The 14,743-nt window shown below is 73.8% G+C and carries 16 protein-coding genes; 10 read left to right on the top strand and 6 right to left on the bottom strand.

Annotated elements, in window-relative coordinates:
• The first annotated feature begins 18 nt into the window (after positions 1-18).
• Entirely contained in the window at positions 19-1,179 is a 1,161-nt protein-coding gene (alr, locus tag Q6348_RS00505) for an alanine racemase (RefSeq protein ID WP_304599385.1), read from the top strand.
• Positions 1,176-1,694 (top strand): tRNA (adenosine(37)-N6)-threonylcarbamoyltransferase complex ATPase subunit type 1 TsaE, encoded by a 519-nt coding sequence (gene tsaE / locus Q6348_RS00500; RefSeq protein WP_304599384.1) that lies wholly within the window; start codon positions 1,176-1,178, stop codon positions 1,692-1,694. Before alr ends, tsaE begins: the two co-directional genes overlap by 4 nt.
• A gap of 24 nt (positions 1,695-1,718) precedes the next feature.
• On the opposite strand, the gene Q6348_RS00495 is transcribed toward tsaE, so the two are convergent.
• Positions 1,719-2,690, bottom strand: a complete 972-nt coding sequence (locus tag Q6348_RS00495) for an NAD-dependent epimerase/dehydratase family protein (protein WP_304599383.1) — start codon at positions 2,688-2,690, stop codon at positions 1,719-1,721.
• 95 nt (positions 2,691-2,785) lie between these two features.
• Here Q6348_RS00495 and tsaB point away from each other — a divergent pair, with 95 nt between their 5' ends.
• Both tsaB and rimI read left to right on the top strand, forming a co-directional pair.
• On the top strand, positions 2,786-3,454 hold the full coding sequence (gene tsaB, locus Q6348_RS00490; RefSeq protein ID WP_304599382.1) for a tRNA (adenosine(37)-N6)-threonylcarbamoyltransferase complex dimerization subunit type 1 TsaB: 669 nt from the start codon (positions 2,786-2,788) through the stop codon (positions 3,452-3,454).
• Between the two features lie 4 nt (positions 3,455-3,458).
• Positions 3,459-3,974, top strand: coding sequence for a ribosomal protein S18-alanine N-acetyltransferase (gene rimI, locus Q6348_RS00485; protein WP_304599381.1), 516 nt, complete (start codon positions 3,459-3,461; stop codon positions 3,972-3,974).
• A 3-nt stretch (positions 3,975-3,977) separates the two neighbouring features.
• Here rimI and Q6348_RS00480 read toward each other — a convergent pair whose 3' ends face one another.
• Complete coding sequence (locus Q6348_RS00480; protein WP_304599380.1) at positions 3,978-4,577, bottom strand: malonic semialdehyde reductase; 600 nt, start codon at positions 4,575-4,577, stop codon at positions 3,978-3,980.
• 85 nt (positions 4,578-4,662) lie between these two features.
• A complete protein-coding gene (locus tag Q6348_RS00475; RefSeq protein ID WP_304599379.1) occupies positions 4,663-5,358 on the bottom strand; it encodes a DUF3137 domain-containing protein in 696 nt (231 codons plus the stop codon).
• Between the two features lie 93 nt (positions 5,359-5,451).
• Between Q6348_RS00475 and tsaD the strand changes: the two genes are divergently transcribed.
• Positions 5,452-6,501 (top strand): tRNA (adenosine(37)-N6)-threonylcarbamoyltransferase complex transferase subunit TsaD, encoded by a 1,050-nt coding sequence (tsaD, locus tag Q6348_RS00470; RefSeq protein ID WP_304599378.1) that lies wholly within the window; start codon positions 5,452-5,454, stop codon positions 6,499-6,501.
• Between the two features lie 274 nt (positions 6,502-6,775).
• On the opposite strand, the gene Q6348_RS00465 is transcribed toward tsaD, so the two are convergent.
• Together Q6348_RS00465 and Q6348_RS00460 are read right to left on the bottom strand one after the other, a co-directional pair.
• Complete coding sequence (locus tag Q6348_RS00465; RefSeq protein ID WP_304599377.1) at positions 6,776-7,918, bottom strand: glutamate--cysteine ligase; 1,143 nt, start codon at positions 7,916-7,918, stop codon at positions 6,776-6,778.
• Entirely contained in the window at positions 7,915-9,108 is a 1,194-nt protein-coding gene (locus tag Q6348_RS00460) for a THUMP-like domain-containing protein (RefSeq protein ID WP_304599376.1), read from the bottom strand. The genes Q6348_RS00465 and Q6348_RS00460 overlap by 4 nt, the downstream gene beginning before the upstream one ends.
• Positions 9,109-9,324: 216 nt before the next feature.
• Between Q6348_RS00460 and groES the strand changes: the two genes are divergently transcribed.
• Entirely contained in the window at positions 9,325-9,618 is a 294-nt protein-coding gene (groES, locus tag Q6348_RS00455) for a co-chaperone GroES (RefSeq protein ID WP_304599375.1), read from the top strand.
• Positions 9,619-9,776: 158 nt separating this feature from the next.
• Here groES and Q6348_RS00450 read toward each other — a convergent pair whose 3' ends face one another.
• Positions 9,777-10,067 carry a WhiB family transcriptional regulator gene (locus Q6348_RS00450; protein WP_304599374.1) on the bottom strand — a complete coding sequence of 97 codons (291 nt, stop codon included), beginning with the start codon at positions 10,065-10,067 and terminating at the stop codon, positions 9,777-9,779.
• Between the two features lie 222 nt (positions 10,068-10,289).
• On the opposite strand from Q6348_RS00450, the gene Q6348_RS00445 reads away from it, so the two are divergent.
• The 4 genes from Q6348_RS00445 (at position 10,290) to Q6348_RS00430 (ending at position 14,496) form a co-directional block, all read left to right on the top strand.
• Positions 10,290-11,297: a MerR family transcriptional regulator gene (locus Q6348_RS00445; protein ID WP_304599373.1), complete on the top strand. Its 1,008-nt coding sequence runs from the start codon at positions 10,290-10,292 to the stop codon at positions 11,295-11,297.
• 206 nt (positions 11,298-11,503) lie between these two features.
• Positions 11,504-12,148, top strand: a complete 645-nt coding sequence (locus Q6348_RS00440; RefSeq protein ID WP_304599372.1) for a LuxR C-terminal-related transcriptional regulator — start codon at positions 11,504-11,506, stop codon at positions 12,146-12,148.
• Positions 12,149-12,199: 51 nt separating this feature from the next.
• Entirely contained in the window at positions 12,200-13,711 is a 1,512-nt protein-coding gene (gene guaB, locus Q6348_RS00435; protein ID WP_304599371.1) for an IMP dehydrogenase, read from the top strand.
• Positions 13,708-14,496: an inositol monophosphatase family protein gene (locus tag Q6348_RS00430; protein WP_304599370.1), complete on the top strand. Its 789-nt coding sequence runs from the start codon at positions 13,708-13,710 to the stop codon at positions 14,494-14,496. The genes guaB and Q6348_RS00430 overlap by 4 nt, the downstream gene beginning before the upstream one ends.
• Positions 14,497-14,743 lie beyond the last annotated feature (247 nt).

Here is a 14,743-nt window from a genome sequence, read left to right as displayed (position 1 = left end):
TGGCGGGGACCTGCCAGGATGGGCGCCGTGACCTACCCCGCCCGTGCGGTCGTCGACCTGTCCGCCATCCGCTCCAACGTCGCCGCCCTGGACGAGCGTGCCGGCAACGCCGGCGTGCTCGCGGTGGTCAAGGCTGACGGGTACGGGCACGGGTTGGTCCCCGCCGCCCTGGCCGCCCTGGACGGGGGCGCCGCCTGGCTGGGCACGGCGCAGCTGGACGAGGCGCTGGAGCTGCGGGCCGCCGGCATCACGGCACCCGTGCTGTGCTGGCTCTACGCGCCGGGCGCCCGGTTCGCCGACGCGCTGCTCGCCGACGTGGACCTGTCCGTCGGGGCGCCGTGGATGCTCGGCGAGATCCTGGACGCCGTGCGCGCGACCGGCCGGACCGCGCGGCTGCACGTCAAGGTCGACACCGGGCTGGGGCGCAGCGGCGTGATGCCCCGCGACCTGCCGGACGTCCTGGACGCCGTGCTCGCCGCGGAGGCACAGGGACTGTGTCGGATGGTCGGGCTGTGGTCGCACCTCGCCTGGGCCGACGACCCGGGTCACCCGACCGTGCGCGCGCAGACCCAGGTGTTCGCCGACGCGGTCGCGCTCGCCGAGTCGCGCGGCGCACGTCTGGAGGTGCGGCACCTGGCCAACTCGGCGGCCACGCTCACCGATCCCTCGATGCACTACGACCTGGTCCGTCCGGGGTTGGCGGTGTACGGCCTGTCGCCCGTGCCCCACCTGGGCGGCCCGGCCGACTACGGCCTGCGGCCCGCGATGCGCCTCGAGGCTGAGCTCGCGCTGACCAAGCGGGTGCCGGCCGGGCACGGGGTCTCCTACGGGCACGCCTACACGACGCCACGCGAGACGGTGCTCGGCGTCGTGCCGATCGGGTACGCCGACGGCGTGCCCCGGCACGCGTCCGGCACGGCCGCGGCGTGGGGCGGCCCGGTTCAGGTCGGTGACCGGCGCCTGGGCGTCGCCGGCCGGGTGTGCATGGACCAGTTCGTGCTGGACCTCGGGCCGTGGGCGACCGAGGCCGCGGGGGACACCGTGGTGCTGTTCGGGCCCGGGGAGCACGGTGAACCCACTGCCCAGGACTGGGCCGAGGTGGTGGGGACCATCTCCTACGAGATCGTCACGCGGGTGGGTGCCCGCGTGCCGCGGGTCTACCTGGAGGAGCGCGCATGAGCGGCGAGGCGAGGGTCGGCACCCTGACGGATCCCGCCGCCACCCGGGCCTACGGTCGGGCCCTGGCCGCCGTGCTGCGGGCGGGGGACCTGGTGCTGCTGACCGGACCGCTGGGAGCAGGCAAGACGACCCTGGTCCAGGGCCTGGGCGAGGCGATGGGGGTGCGCGGCCAGGTCGCGTCGCCGACGTTCATCATCGCGCGGGTCCATCCGCCGCTCGAGGAGGGGCCGGCGCTCGTGCACGCCGACGCGTACCGGCTGGGCTCCCTCGACGAGCTCGAGGCGCTCGACCTGGACACCTCGCTGGAGGACTCCGTCACCGTCGTGGAGTGGGGCGAGGGCCTGGTCGAGGTGCTCAGCGCCGACCGGCTCGAGATCACCCTGGACCGCGGCCACGGCGGCGACGCCGGCGAGGTCGCCGAGACCGCTGTCGGTGAGGACGTCGCGGTGCCACGCCGGATCACCGTACGCGGCGTCGGCGAACGGTGGGCCGGGGTCGCGCTGCCGCCCGTGTGACCGCGGGTGGCCTGAGCGGCGGGGTCAGACGAGCAGCGGTGCCGCCACCTGCACGGAGCCGTGCTCGACGAGCCAGCGCACAGCGTCCAGCACCGTCTGCCCGGCGGAGTGCTGCGGGTCGTAGCCGATGAGCCGTCGTGCCTTGTCGATCGTGAACACGTGGCTGCGGACCAGGTGCTCCCAGCTCGCCTCGCCGTCCTGCGCGCTCAGCCCGGCGCGGAACTGCTCCCACGTCACCGACTCCAGGTGCGCACGCTGCCCGAACCACGACGCACCCAGCTCGGCGTAGCCTCGGACGCTCCACGCGTCCGGGGCGGTGATGAAGAAGTCCTCACCGGCGGCGGCGTCGCGGTGTGCGAGGGCACGCTCGAACGCCTGGGCCACGTCGTCGGCGTGCACGTGGTGCATGGTCTCGGCGCCCAGTCCCGGGACCTGCAGCGGCAGCCCGGCCGACAGGGTCGTCCACACCGACGTGTCGAGGTTCCCGGTCGGTCCGATCGGGACCCAACCGGGGCCGCTGATGTGACCCGGGTGCAGCGAGGTGGTCACCAGGCCGCCCCGGGCGGTCTCCTCCTTGAGCATCCGCGCGATGAGGTCCTTCTGGACCCCGTACCGGCCGAAGGGCGGCGTCGCGTTCTCCTCGGACACCGGCAGCACGTGGCTGGGACCGGCCCGCCACACCGACCCGCAGTGGAGGAGGTGGCCCACCTCGCCACGCAGGCGCTGCACGAGGGCCGTGGCGGACTCCAGCGTGAAGCACACCAGGTCGATCACCGCGTCCGCGCGCAGCGCCGCGACGCGGTCCGCGAAGACTCCCGTGCGGTCCTCGTCGGCTCGGTCCGCCGTGACCCGCTCGACGTCGGTCCACTCCGGGTCGTCCGTGTACGGCGTCGACGCGCCGCGGCTGATGACGACCACGTCGTGCCCGCCTCGGACCAGACGCGGCACCAGGAACGATCCGACGTGCCCGGTCCCGCCGATGACGACCACACGCATGGCGACTCCCTTCCCTTCGCACCCTATCCACGTCGCGACGGCGCCGGTTCGCGACCCCGTGGGCCGGCGGGGCCGACCGATGCCAGGATGGGGGCGTGCTGGTCCTCGCCCTCGACACCTCCGCCGACATCGCCGTGGCTCTCGTGCGGGACGGCGCGGCCGTGGCTGCGCGGTCCGCCCACGAGCAGCGCCGGCACGCCGAGCTGCTCAGCCCGCTGATCGCCGAGGCCCTCGCCGAGGCCGGGGCCCGGCCCCGGGACCTGGACGCGATCGCGGTGGGGACCGGCCCGGCGCCGTTCACCGGGCTGCGGGCAGGGCTGGTCACGGCCCGCAGCCTCGCGCTCGCGGTGGGCGTGCCGGTGCACGGCGTGGGGAGCCTGGAGGTGCTAGCGGCGCAGTCCCTTGCCGACGCATCGGTCGACGCCGAGGCGCTCGTGGTCTCCGACGCGCGGCGCAAGGAGGTCTACGTGGGCCGGTTCCGCGCCGCGCCGGGCAACGAGGTCGAGGCGGTCGAGCCCCTGGCCGTGCTGCACCCTGCCGACGTGTCGCGCGGGGGGGCGACGCTCCTGGTCGGTCCCGCTGCCGTCGCCGTCGCAGACGTCGTGGGTCTGCCCGCGAGCCCGCCGCACTCCGTCGACCCGGCGGTGCTTGCGCGCCTGGCCGTGGACCGCGCCGCCCGAGGGGTGGCCGTGCCGACCGAACCGCTGTACCTGCGGCGGCCCGACGCCGCGCCGCCCGGGGCGGGCAAGCGGGTCACCGGCTGACCGCATGGCCGACGAGCTCGCACCCGGGCCGGCCGGCGAGCCCACCGCCGGCGCTCCGCTCGCGCCCGCGTCCGGCGCGGTGCCCGTCGTGCGCCCGCTGACCCCGGCCGACGTGCCCGCGGTCGCCGCCCTCGAACGCGAGCTGTTCGAGCGGTCCGCCTGGCCCGAGGTGATGATCCGCGAGGAGCTCGACGCCTTCGGCCGCTACTACGTGGGCATCGACGACGAGGCCGGCCTCGCTGCTTACGCGGGCTCCTGGTTCGACGGCGACGTCTCCCAGGTGATGACGCTGGCGGTGTCCACCCGGGCCCAGCACCGGGGCTGGGGGCGCGCCCTGCTGCGCACGCTGCTGGACCGGGCCAGGTCGGACCGCGCTCAGGCCCTCTTCCTCGAGGTGCGGGTGGACAACGAGCCGGCGATCGCGCTGTACCGGTCCGAGGGGTTCGAGATCCTCACGCGCCGGCGTCGCTACTACCAGCCCGAGGACGTCGACGCCTGGACGATGCGCCTGGAGCTGTGACGGTCAGGCGACCGCGGCGGCAGCGTCGAACTCCAGGCGCGGCGCGCGCGGGAACGCGGCCTCCTCGGCCGCGGGATAGCCGAGGTTGAGCACCATGAGCGAGTGCCACGCGGTACCGCCCAGGAGGTCGGCGTCGATGCCGGCGGCGTCCATCCCGGACATCGGGCCGACGTCCAAGCCTTCCGAGCGCAGGCCCACCACGAGGTACCCGGCCTGCAGCCAGGCCTGCTCGCGTGCGATCCGGGCGCGGGTGGCCTCGTCGGCGAACCGGTCGCGTGCCCCGGGGACGTGCGGCACCAGGGCGTCCAGGTGCTCGTGGAAGTCGGCATCCGCGGCGACCACGACGGCCAGCGGCGCGCTACGAACCCGCTCGCGGTTGCCCTCGGCCATGTGGCTCACCAGGCGCTCGCGGGCCTCGGGCGAGCGGACCAGCAGCAGCCGCAGCGGCGAGGTGTTCATGAGCGTCGGTCCCCACCGGACCGTGTCGTACACGCGGCGCACCAGGGCGTCGTCGACCGGCTGGGTCGACCACGCTCGGGCGGAGCGGCCCTCGTGGAAGATCTGCTCGACGGTGGTCAGCGTGGGTTCCGTGGTGGTCGTCACGGGGGGTTGAACGGTGCACCACCCGCGCGGAATTCCCGGACATGGGATGACTACGCCGGCGCGCCGTCGTCGCGGCCCTCGGGCGTCAGGCTCCGCGGGCGTCACGCCAGACGAACTCCGGGATCCGGTCGAGCACCGCGTCGACCAGGGCGAGGGAGTCGTCGATCTGCGCGACCGAGGCGCGTCCCTCTCGCACGGCCAGGACGTGGCCACGGTCGCACCGGAACGCGGCGTCCCGGTGCGCGAGCAGGAACTCCATCATGCGGGGGTGCAGCACGTCGAAGGCGAACTTCCGGTCCGGGCACTGCACGGTGAAGGCCCGGTTGAACTCCTCGGACTCGAACTGGATGTCGCGGATCACGAGCCGGCCGACCGTCCGGGCGAAGAACGTCTCGGGCGTCACGTGCAGCGAGGGCAGCACGAACCCGGTGTCGACGGCGATCACGGTGAAGGGGTGCGACTGCTCGCGTGAGGTGGTGCGGCCCTGGGCGTCGGTCGACGACTCGGTGGTGGAGTAGACGTAGTCGAACGCCACGAAGCCGCGCCCGTCGTACTCGCCGCGCAGGACGTTGGTGGCGCGCCTGCTGTGCCCCGTTCCGAAGGGCTCGCCGTCGAACGCGTCGACCCAGGCGTCGTCCCTGGCCGCGTAGCGCCAGCCGCGTTGGGCCGCGACGGCCTGGAGCGCCTCGCGCCTACGCTTCGCGCTGAGCCAGGACAGGTAAGTGACGGTACCCATGAGTGCCAGGCCCACGACGACGAGGACCACGATGCCGTTGCCCATGGGCGGCACACTAGCGGCGAGCGCCCACGGCCATCGCGGTGCGCTCTCCCGTCCGGCGGGGAGATCGGGGCGACCTGGACCTAGGCTGGTCCCATGTCGCGACTCGTCCTGGGCCTGGAGACCTCGTGCGACGAGACGGGCGCCGCCGTCGTCCGGCTGGACGCGGAGCGCAGCGAGCTGCTGGCCGACGTGGTCGCATCCTCGATGGACGAGCACGCCAGGTTCGGCGGGATCATCCCCGAGATCGCCTCGCGCGCTCACCTGGAGCAGATGATCCCGGTGGTGACCACGGCGCTGGAGCGCGCCGAGGTCGAGCTGAGCGACCTGGACGCGATCGCGGTCACGGCCGGGCCGGGCCTGGTGGGGCCGCTCACGGTGGGTGCGGCGGCGGCCAAGGCGCTCGCGGTGGGGCTCGAGGTGCCGCTGTACGGGGTCAACCACGTCGTGGGCCATGCGGTGGTCGACGAGCTCGTGCACGGGCCGTTCCCCGAGCGGGTGATGGCGTTGGTGGTCTCCGGTGGGCACTCCTCCCTGCTGATGATCGACGACACGGTGGGCGTCACCGAGCTCGGCCAGACGCTCGACGACGCGGCGGGCGAGGCGTTCGACAAGGTCGGCCGGCTGCTCGGGCTGCCCTACCCCGGCGGGCCGCACATCGACCGGCTCGCCCGCGAGGGCGACCCCACCGCGATCCGGTTCCCGCGCGGCCTGACCGCGGCCAAGGACCAGGCGAAGCACGCCACCGACTTCTCGTTCTCGGGCCTGAAGACCGCCGTCGCGCGGTGGGTCGAGGCCAAGCAGGACGCCGGCGAGGAGATCCCGCTCAACGACGTCGCGGCCTCGTTCTCCGACGCGGTGTCCGACGTCCTGACCGCCAAGACCATCGCGGCGTGCCGCGCGCACGGCGTGGACACCCTGATCGTCGGCGGCGGGTTCTCCGCCAACTCCCAGCTGCGGGACATGGCCGCGACCCGCTGTGCCGAGGCCGGCATCGACGTGCGGATCCCGCCCATCAAGTACTGCACGGACAACGGCGCGATGATCGCCGCGCTCGGTGCTGCGGTGCTGCGTCGCGACCTGCCGCCCTCCCCGCTGGACCTGCCGGTCGACTCCTCGATGCCGCTGACCCAGGTGCTGGTCTGACCGTGGCGTGCAGCCGGCGGGTCTCGCCTGGCGTCGCAGGGGCCAGGTGGTCGAGCAGAGTAGTGCGCCGGGCTCGGCTCGCAGGGGGCGGTGATCGACGTGCAGCTCTGGGCAGGGGGTCCGGGCGGCGCCCCACGCGGCGACGGCACACCGACGACGGTGCCGCAGCACCGGCCGTCCGGGATGCGGACCGTTCCGGAGGGCGCGGGGCGCTTCGCCGCGTGGGCCGCCGGTGTCCGGCGCGGGCCCGGGCCCGGCCCGCGCGCCGGCGGTCCTACAGCGGTCGGCCCGCCCGCATCTCGGCGACCAGCGACCCGACCACTGCGCCCAGGTCGCCGTCGTTGCGGCGGGCCACGGCCCGCTGGCGCTGGTACGAGGCGCCCTTGCGCAGGATGGTGCGGATCTGGCCCAGCTCCTCGTGGCAGCCGAGCCGCTCGGAGGTCGGTTCCAGGGTCCGCAGGAGCTTGTCGACGTTGTCGGTGACCAGCTCCTCGTTGCCGTGCCGGTCCAGGATGATGATCGCGTCCATGCCGTAGCGCGCCGAGCGCCACTTGTTCTCCTGCACGAACCACGGCGGCAGGCTGGGCAGCTCCTTGCCCTCGTCGAGCATCGTCGAGAAGTGCTCGACCAGGGAGTGGATGAGCGCAGCGAACGCCAGCACCTCCGTGAGGTTGGGCGACCCGTCGGCGATCCGCATCTCCAGCGTGCCGAACCGCGGCGAGGGGCGGATGTCCCAGCGGATCTCGTCCACCTCGTCGATGACGCCCACGTGCAGCATGTCCGCCACGTACGCCTCGAACTGCTCCCACGTCTCGAACTGGAACGGCAGCCCGGCGGTGGGCAGCTGCTGGAACATCAGCGCGCGGTTGGACGCGTAGCCGGTGTCCTTGCCGCCCCAGAACGGCGACGACGCGCTCATGGCCTGGATGTGCGGGACGTAGGTGAGCATCGCCCGCAGGATCGGCAGCACCTTCGCGCGGTCCTCGATGCCGATGTGCACGTGCACGCCGTAGATGAGCATCTGCCGACCCCACCACTGCGTGCGGTCGATGAGGGTCGCGTAGCGCTGCTTGTCGGTGACCTTCTGGTGGCTCCACCGCGCGAACGGGTGCGTGCCGGCGCACATCAGCTCCACCCGCAACGGGTCGGTCACCCGCCGCAGCTCCTCGATCGAGCGCTGCAGGTCGCGGCCGGCCTCGCCGACGGTCCGGCACACCCGGGTCACGATCTCGACGGTGTTGAGCAGCAGCTCCTGCTTGATGGTCGGGTGCTCGCCACCGCCCGGCGGGGCGACCGCGTCGAGCACGGTCTTGGCGACCTGGCGGAGGTCGCCCGAGTCGGTGTCGACCAGGGCGAGCTCCCACTCCACGCCGATCGTGGAGCGTTCGGAGCGGGCGAACGGGACGTGCGTCGTCACGGCTCCTCCCCGGCGGGCTCGACGAGCAGCACCTGCTGGGCACCGCGCACCCGGGTGAGCACCACGGTGGCTTCGGCGTCGCCACGCAGGTCGAGCTGGCGGCGTAGCTGCTCGGGCACCACGGCGGTGCCGCGCTTCTTGATGGTGACCCGGCCCACGCCGCGCTCGCGCAGCGCGGTGCGCAGTCGCTTGAGCCCGAACGGCATGACGTCGAGCACCCGGTAGGCCGTGGCCAGCGGGGTGGGGACCAGATGGTCGGCGGTCACGTAGGCGATGGTGCGGTCCAGCAGGCGGCCCTGCACCTCGGCAGCGACCATGGCGACCAGACCGGCCCGGATCACGGCGCCGTCCGGCTCGTACAGGTAGGTCGCGGGCGCCCCGGCGTCCACCTCCGGCAGCCCGTCCGCGGGTTCGCGCACCGCGGTCGCCCGGGTGCCGCGCAGCACCAGGGCGCCCCGTCCCGGCCCCTCCGGGGCGAGCGGGCCGAACCACAGCCCGGCCTCCACCACGTCCCGGTCCACGCTGACCCACTGCGTCTCCGCGTCCTCGGGCAGCGCGGCGTGCGGGATGCCGGGTCCGACCTTGACCCCGAGCGCCGGGACCTTCTCGCGCAGCGCGAGCACGGCGTCCAGGGGCGGGCTGTAGGCCGCAGGGTCGTGCGCGCGGCGGCCCGCGGTGGTGCGCCGCGCGGGGTCGGCGAACAGTCCGTCGACCCCGCTGAGGTCGGTGGTCAGGCCGTCGCCGTGCCGGACCTCGGCCTCGGGGAAGTGCCGGAGGTTCACGGTGGCCAGGGCCGCGGTGAGCTCGTCGGAGTCGATCGCGACGACGCCGAGCCCGAGAGCGGCCAGCGCCATGGAGTCGCCGCCGATCCCGCACGTGAGGTCCGCGACCGTGGTGCAGCCCGCGGCGGCGTAGCGCTGGGCGTGCCGCGCCGCGACGCTGAAGCGGGTGGCCTGCTCCAGGCCCGCCTGGGTGAACAGCATGCCGTCCGCGAAGTCGTCGAACTTCGCGCGGCCGGCCGAGCGCAACCGGGACTGGGTCAGGGCGGCGGCGACGAGGTCGGGCGCGACGCCCTCCGAGCGCAGCCGTTCGGACAGCACGAGCGCGAGTCGCTCGTCGTACGGGGGCAGCGCGCCGAGCAAGGCCCACCCCTCGGGGCTGAGCAGCTGGGTCAGGGCGGCGGCGTCCATGGTTCGATCCTGCCAGGCGGGGCCCCTGCGGTGCACCGCGACGTGACGGCGCGCTGGCACTCGTGTTGACCGAGTGCTAACCGCCGCATAGATTGCTGTCCTGGCTCCGCACGGGGCCAAACAGCCGCAACGGTCAGGTCGACCGGCACCCGCGACGACGGGCGACCGAGCCCGCGGCCATGATCCGTTCCCACGACTGTGAAGGGGAGGTCCGCAGTGTCGGTCTCCATCAAGCCGCTTGAGGACCGGGTCGTCGTCCGCACGCTCGAGGCGGAGCAGACGACGGCGTCCGGCCTGGTCATCCCGGACACCGCGAAGGAGAAGCCCCAGGAGGGCGAGGTCCTCGCGGTGGGTCCCGGCCGGATCGACGACAAGGGCCAGCGCGTGCCGGTCGACGTCGCCGTCGGTGACAAGGTCATCTACTCCAAGTACGGCGGCACCGAGGTCAAGTACGGCGGTGAGGAGTTCCTCATCCTGTCCGCCCGCGACATCCTCGCGGTCGTCAGCTGAACCTGACGACGTCGGGCTGAGTCGTCAGCTGAACCTGACGACGCTGAGTCGTCAGCTGAACCTGACGACGCTGAGTCGTCAGCCGGCGAGCCGCAAGCAGCGAGGCCCCGGACCTTCTCGGTCCGGGGCCTCGCTGCTGGTGCAGGTGGCTGCGGCGGTCAGCTCGCGCGCCGCAGGCGTTGGGACAGGACCATTGCCCGCTCGTCCTCCGACAGGCCGCCCCAGACCCCGTAGGGCTCGCGGACCTGGAAGGAGTGCTCGCGGCACTGATCGATGACGGGGCACTCGGCGCAGACCGCCTTGGCGGCCGCGGCGCGGCGGCGGCGAGCGGCGCCACGCTCGCCCTCCGGGTGGAAGAACAAGGTGGGGTCTGCCTCGCGGCACGCTCCTTCGTACTGCCAGTCCCACAGGTCCATCACGGGGCCCGGAAGGCGAGAGATCTCCGTCATGCTTCCTCCTGTGGTGCGTGCCTGACGACGTTGCTGACCAACCTAGAACCGCGCCAGAAGCGCGTCAAGGACCCCACACAACCGCTTCACTTCGAATCTCCTTCTGATTCACTGGGAAACCCCTGGGAGTGCCGGGCGGATCGGGACAGACCGGCCCCTCGCGCGGACCCGGTGGTGGCGATCCGGGTCGCCAGGCCGCCTCGACGCGGTTGTGGCGCGGCAATGACGCGATTCCCCCGCGATCCTGGTGGCAAGCGCGCCGGAGGTTGGGCAGAATCGCGCCATGACCGGCATCGATGGCCGCCCGCTGCGGGGGACGCAGTGAGCGAGCAGCCCGAGGCGGCACTGAGTGTCGCGGCAGTCGCCCGACGCCTCGGCATCGCCCCGGCCACCTTGCGCACGTGGGACCGCCGCTACGGCCTGGGCCCCAGCGAGCACTCCGCCGGCGCGCACCGGCGGTATTCGCCGGACGACCTGGCACGCCTGCTGACGATGCGCCGGCTCACGCTCGAGGGCGTGGCGCCCGGCGAGGCCGCGCGCACGGCCCTGAGCACGCCGCGGCAGGAGGCCGCCCCTTCGGAGCTGGACGTCCTGGACGCCTACGCCGACGCAGAGATGCCCCCGGACCCCGACGCCCTGGTCGCGGCGGCCCGGCACGGTGACAACGCCGCCGTGCGGTGGATGCTCGCACGCGTGCACCCGCGCGACCCGTTGGAGTGGTACGCCACGCTCGTGCGACCCGCGATGTCGACGTTGGCGGCGGAGCCGGTCCTCGAGCGGGCCGGCGAGAGCTCGTGCCACCGGCTGGAGGCCTCCTGCTACGCCGAGCTGCGCAGCCGCTCCGTGGCGCTCGCCACGCGCACGGCCGAGGACGTCCCCGCCGCCCCCGTGGCACTGGTGGCGCCGACCGGGGCCGCGACGGACCTCGAGGCGCACGTGCTCGCCGGTGCACTGTCAGGGCGCGGGGTGCCCGCGTCGGTGCTGGTCGGCGGCACCCCGGAGACGGCCGCCGAGGCCGTCGCCCGGGCACGCGCCCAGGTGCTCGTGGTGCACGCGGGCCATCGGGGTACGCCGGACGCGGTCGACCTGGTGCGCCGCCTCGACGGCGCGGACGACCTGATGGTCTTCTGGCACGAAGAGGGCCGCGGCCCCGTCCCCGACGGCCTGCGCGTGCACCGTGTCCGCAGCCTCGCCGGTGCGTGCTACGAAGTCGCCGCCGTGCTGTCCTGAGACGCAGTACCCGCCGACCCTCACCCGGCCCGCTACCGCACCCCACTCGCGACCACACCCGGCCGGCGTCCGGTGCAGCGCTCGCGCGGGTTCTCACCCGCTACGGCGCTAAGGTCCCGGGCCCCGTCGGCCGATGAGCACAGTGCGCGGCAGGGAGCCGCGCCCACCGGGCTCAGCGCCGTGGTGGCCCACGGGAGGGGTGATCGATGAGCGGCGTCATCGTCTGCCACGGTTCGGCAGGCGTGCGCGATCGCATCGTCGCCGCCGCCCACGGGGTGCCCTCGCTGGCACCGGCCCGAGCAGCCGCCACGGCGGAGGAGCTCGTGGCCCTGGTTCGCCGGACCGCACCCGCCCTCGTGCTGCTCGACGCACACCTGCCCGGGGTCGGCGCTGTCGAGGCGCTGCGCCGCATCCGCGGCCTGGGCGCCGACGCGACCGTCATCATGCTGGCCGTGCCCGGCGACGAGATCACGCTGGACCGGGCGATGGCGCTCGGCGCGCGTGGGTACCTGCCACCCGACGTCGACCGTAGCGAGCTCGCCGCCGTCGTGGCCCACGGTCTGTCCGCGGTCCCGCAGCAGGCCCAGGTCACGCCGCCCGGGCTCTCGGACAGCGCGACGGGGGCGACCGCCACGCGCACCCGCCCTGCGCCGACCGGTGAGCTGACCCGCCGGGAGCTCGAGGTCCTGTCGGGCATGAGCCACGGGCGCTCCAACGCGCAGATCGGCGCCGACCTGTTCCTGTCCGAGGACACCGTCAAGACGCATGCCCGGCGGCTGTTCCGCAAGCTCGGTGCCTCCGACCGTGCGCAGGCGGTCGCCATCGGCCTGCGTACCGGCCTGATCAGCTGAGCGTCGCGGACGCGCGCGGGGCCCGGTCCGACGGGTGCGTACCATCGTGGCGTGAGCCCGCACCCCGACCCTGACCCCTTCGCGTTCGTCGGCCTCACCTACGACGACGTCCTGCTCCTGCCGGGCGAGACCGACGTCGTACCGAGTGAGGTCGACACCACCACCCGGCTGACCCGGGACGTCTCGCTGCGCATCCCGTTGGTCTCTGCGGCCATGGACACCGTGACCGAGTCCCGCATGGCCATCGCGATCGCCCGGGAGGGCGGCCTCGGGGTGCTGCACCGCAACCTGCCGATCGCCGACCAGGCGCACCAGGTCGACCTCGTCAAGCGCTCGGAGTCGGGGATGATCTCCGACCCCGTGACCGTCGGCCCCGATGCGACGCTCGCCGAACTCGACGCGCTGTGCGGCACCTACCGTGTCTCGGGCCTGCCGGTGGTCGACGACGATCGGCGCCTGGTCGGGATCATCACCAACCGGGACCTGCGGTTCCTGGACCCGGCCGACTTCTCGCGCATGCGGGTCCGTGACGCGATGACGGCGATGCCCCTGGTCACAGCCCCGGTCGGGATCGCTCGCCAGGACGCCCAGGCGATCCTGGCCAAGCACAAGGTCGAGAAGCTCCCGCTGGTCGACGACGCCGGCCGTCTCGAGGGCCTGATCACCGTCAAGGACTTCGCCAAGTCGGAGAAGTACCCGCACGCGACCAAGGACGCCGAGGGTCGGCTGCGGGTCGGTGCCGCCGTCGGGTTCTTCGGCGACGCGTGGGACCGGGTCACGGCGCTCGTCGAGGCCGGCGTCGACGTGCTCGTCGTGGACACCGCCAACGGGCACGCCCGCCAAATGCTGGACATGGTGCGGCGGATCAAGTCCGACCGGGGCACCCGGCACGTGCAGGTGATCGGCGGCAACATCGCGACCCGGGAGGGTTCCCAGGCGCTCGTGGACGCCGGGGTGGACGCCGTGAAGGTCGGTGTCGGCCCGGGGTCGATCTGCACGACGCGGGTGGTGGCGGGTGTCGGCGTCCCCCAGGTCACCGCGATCTACGAGGCCGCGAAGGCCGCCAAGCCCGCCGGTGTCCCCGTGATCGGCGACGGTGGTCTGCAGCACTCCGGCGACATCGCCAAGGCCCTCGTCGCCGGTGCGGACTCGGTGATGATCGGCGGGTTGCTCGCCGGCTGCGACGAGTCGCCCGGGGACCTGGTCTTCGTCAACGGCAAGCAGTACAAGCGGTACCGCGGCATGGCGTCGCTGGGCGCCATGCAGTCCCGGGGGGACCGGCGGTCCTACTCCAAGGACCGCTACTTCCAGGGCGACCTGTCCGACGACGAGATCATCACCGAGGGCATCGAGGGCCAGGTCCCGTACCGCGGTCCGCTGGGTGCGGTCGCCCACCAGCTCGTCGGCGGCCTGCACCAGTCGATGTTCTACGTCGGAGCCCGCACGGTCCCGGAGCTCCAGGCTCGCGGGAAGTTCGTGCGGATCACCTCGGCCGGGCTCAAGGAGTCGCACCCGCACGACGTGCAGATGATCCGCGAGGCGCCCAACTACTCCAGCCGATGAGGGTCGACGTCGACGCGGTCACCGCGCTCGTGGAGCACGTCGCCTACCAGGTGGTCCTCCCGCGGTTCGGCCACCTGGCCTCGGGTGACGTGGCCGACAAGGCACCGGGCGACCTGGTGACCGTGGTGGACACGGCGGCCGAGGCCGCCATCGTGGAAGGCCTGACGGCCATCGCCCCGGACGTCCCGGTGGTGGGGGAGGAGGCCGTCGCGGCCGATCCGGCGGTGCTCGACGCTCTCGGTGACTCGGCGGCCGCCTTCGTGGTGGACCCGATCGACGGCACCCGCGCGTTCGTCGAGGGGCGGCCCGACTACGCGGTCATGGTCGCGCTCGTGGTCCGCGGCGAACCGGTCGCCGGCTGGATCTGCCTGCCCTCCCGCGCGACGACCTGGGTCGGCGAGCGCGGATCGGGGGTCTTCCGCGACGGCACGCGGGTGGCGCCCCCCGCACGCCCCGAGGTGCCACGGGTACGCGTCTCGCCCCGCCGGGGTGGCCGTCCCGACGCGACGGCCCTCCCCGGGCTCGACCTGGCCGTCGAGGGACCGTTGTGGTGCGGGCGGTTCTACGGTGACGTCGCCGGGGGCACCCTGGACGGCCTCGGCTACTGGGGTGGCTGGCCGTGGGACCACGCACCGGGGACGGTGCTCGTGCGCGAGCTGGGCGGAGCGGTGGTCGGCATCGACGGAGCGGACTACCGGCCGGTCGGGCGGTGGCGTGGGCCGCTCGTGGTCGCGGCCGAGCCGGGCACCGCGTCACTGCTGCGCGCGGCGATGCAGGGAGAGTGACGGACGCGACCGCGCTCGGCGGCCCGGTGCGGGCGAGGCCCTACGAGTGCGATTGCGGTGCGATCGCGGTGTGATGCGCGCCCCCGCCCGGGACCGATGAGCGCTCGGCGGGCCGTGTCCGGCGACGTGGTCCCGGCGCCCCACGCGGCGAGGCGGCGCTCAGACACCCTTCCGTGCGGGGCGGTCCACAGTGTGGACGCTGATCCGTGGCTCCGACCCGCTTCGCCGCGTCGGCCGCCGCCAGAGC

The sequence above is a fragment of the Actinotalea lenta genome, from assembly GCF_030586465.1.
GTDB classification, from domain to species: domain Bacteria; phylum Actinomycetota; class Actinomycetes; order Actinomycetales; family Cellulomonadaceae; genus Actinotalea; species Actinotalea lenta.
Note: the sequence above shows the minus strand (reverse complement) of the source record. Positions and strands in the feature narration are given on the sequence as shown.

What these genes read in the sequence shown, in the direction of transcription:
- Q6348_RS00445 (WP_304599373.1), top strand. Translation starts at nt 10,290, where the DNA reads ATGACGCGATTCCCCCGCGATCCTGGTGGCAAGCGCGCCGGAGGTTGG.
- Q6348_RS00460 (WP_304599376.1), bottom strand. Translation starts at nt 9,108, where the DNA reads ATGGACGCCGCCGCCCTGACCCAGCTGCTCAGCCCCGAGGGGTGGGCC.
- tsaE (WP_304599384.1), top strand. Translation starts at nt 1,176, where the DNA reads ATGAGCGGCGAGGCGAGGGTCGGCACCCTGACGGATCCCGCCGCCACC.
- tsaD (WP_304599378.1), top strand. Translation starts at nt 5,452, where the DNA reads ATGTCGCGACTCGTCCTGGGCCTGGAGACCTCGTGCGACGAGACGGGC.
- Q6348_RS00450 (WP_304599374.1), bottom strand. Translation starts at nt 10,067, where the DNA reads ATGACGGAGATCTCTCGCCTTCCGGGCCCCGTGATGGACCTGTGGGAC.
- Q6348_RS00475 (WP_304599379.1), bottom strand. Translation starts at nt 5,358, where the DNA reads ATGGGCAACGGCATCGTGGTCCTCGTCGTCGTGGGCCTGGCACTCATG.
- alr (WP_304599385.1), top strand. Translation starts at nt 19, where the DNA reads ATGGGCGCCGTGACCTACCCCGCCCGTGCGGTCGTCGACCTGTCCGCC.
- Q6348_RS00430 (WP_304599370.1), top strand. Translation starts at nt 13,708, where the DNA reads ATGAGGGTCGACGTCGACGCGGTCACCGCGCTCGTGGAGCACGTCGCC.
- Q6348_RS00440 (WP_304599372.1), top strand. Translation starts at nt 11,504, where the DNA reads ATGAGCGGCGTCATCGTCTGCCACGGTTCGGCAGGCGTGCGCGATCGC.
- Q6348_RS00495 (WP_304599383.1), bottom strand. Translation starts at nt 2,690, where the DNA reads ATGCGTGTGGTCGTCATCGGCGGGACCGGGCACGTCGGATCGTTCCTG.
- rimI (WP_304599381.1), top strand. Translation starts at nt 3,459, where the DNA reads ATGGCCGACGAGCTCGCACCCGGGCCGGCCGGCGAGCCCACCGCCGGC.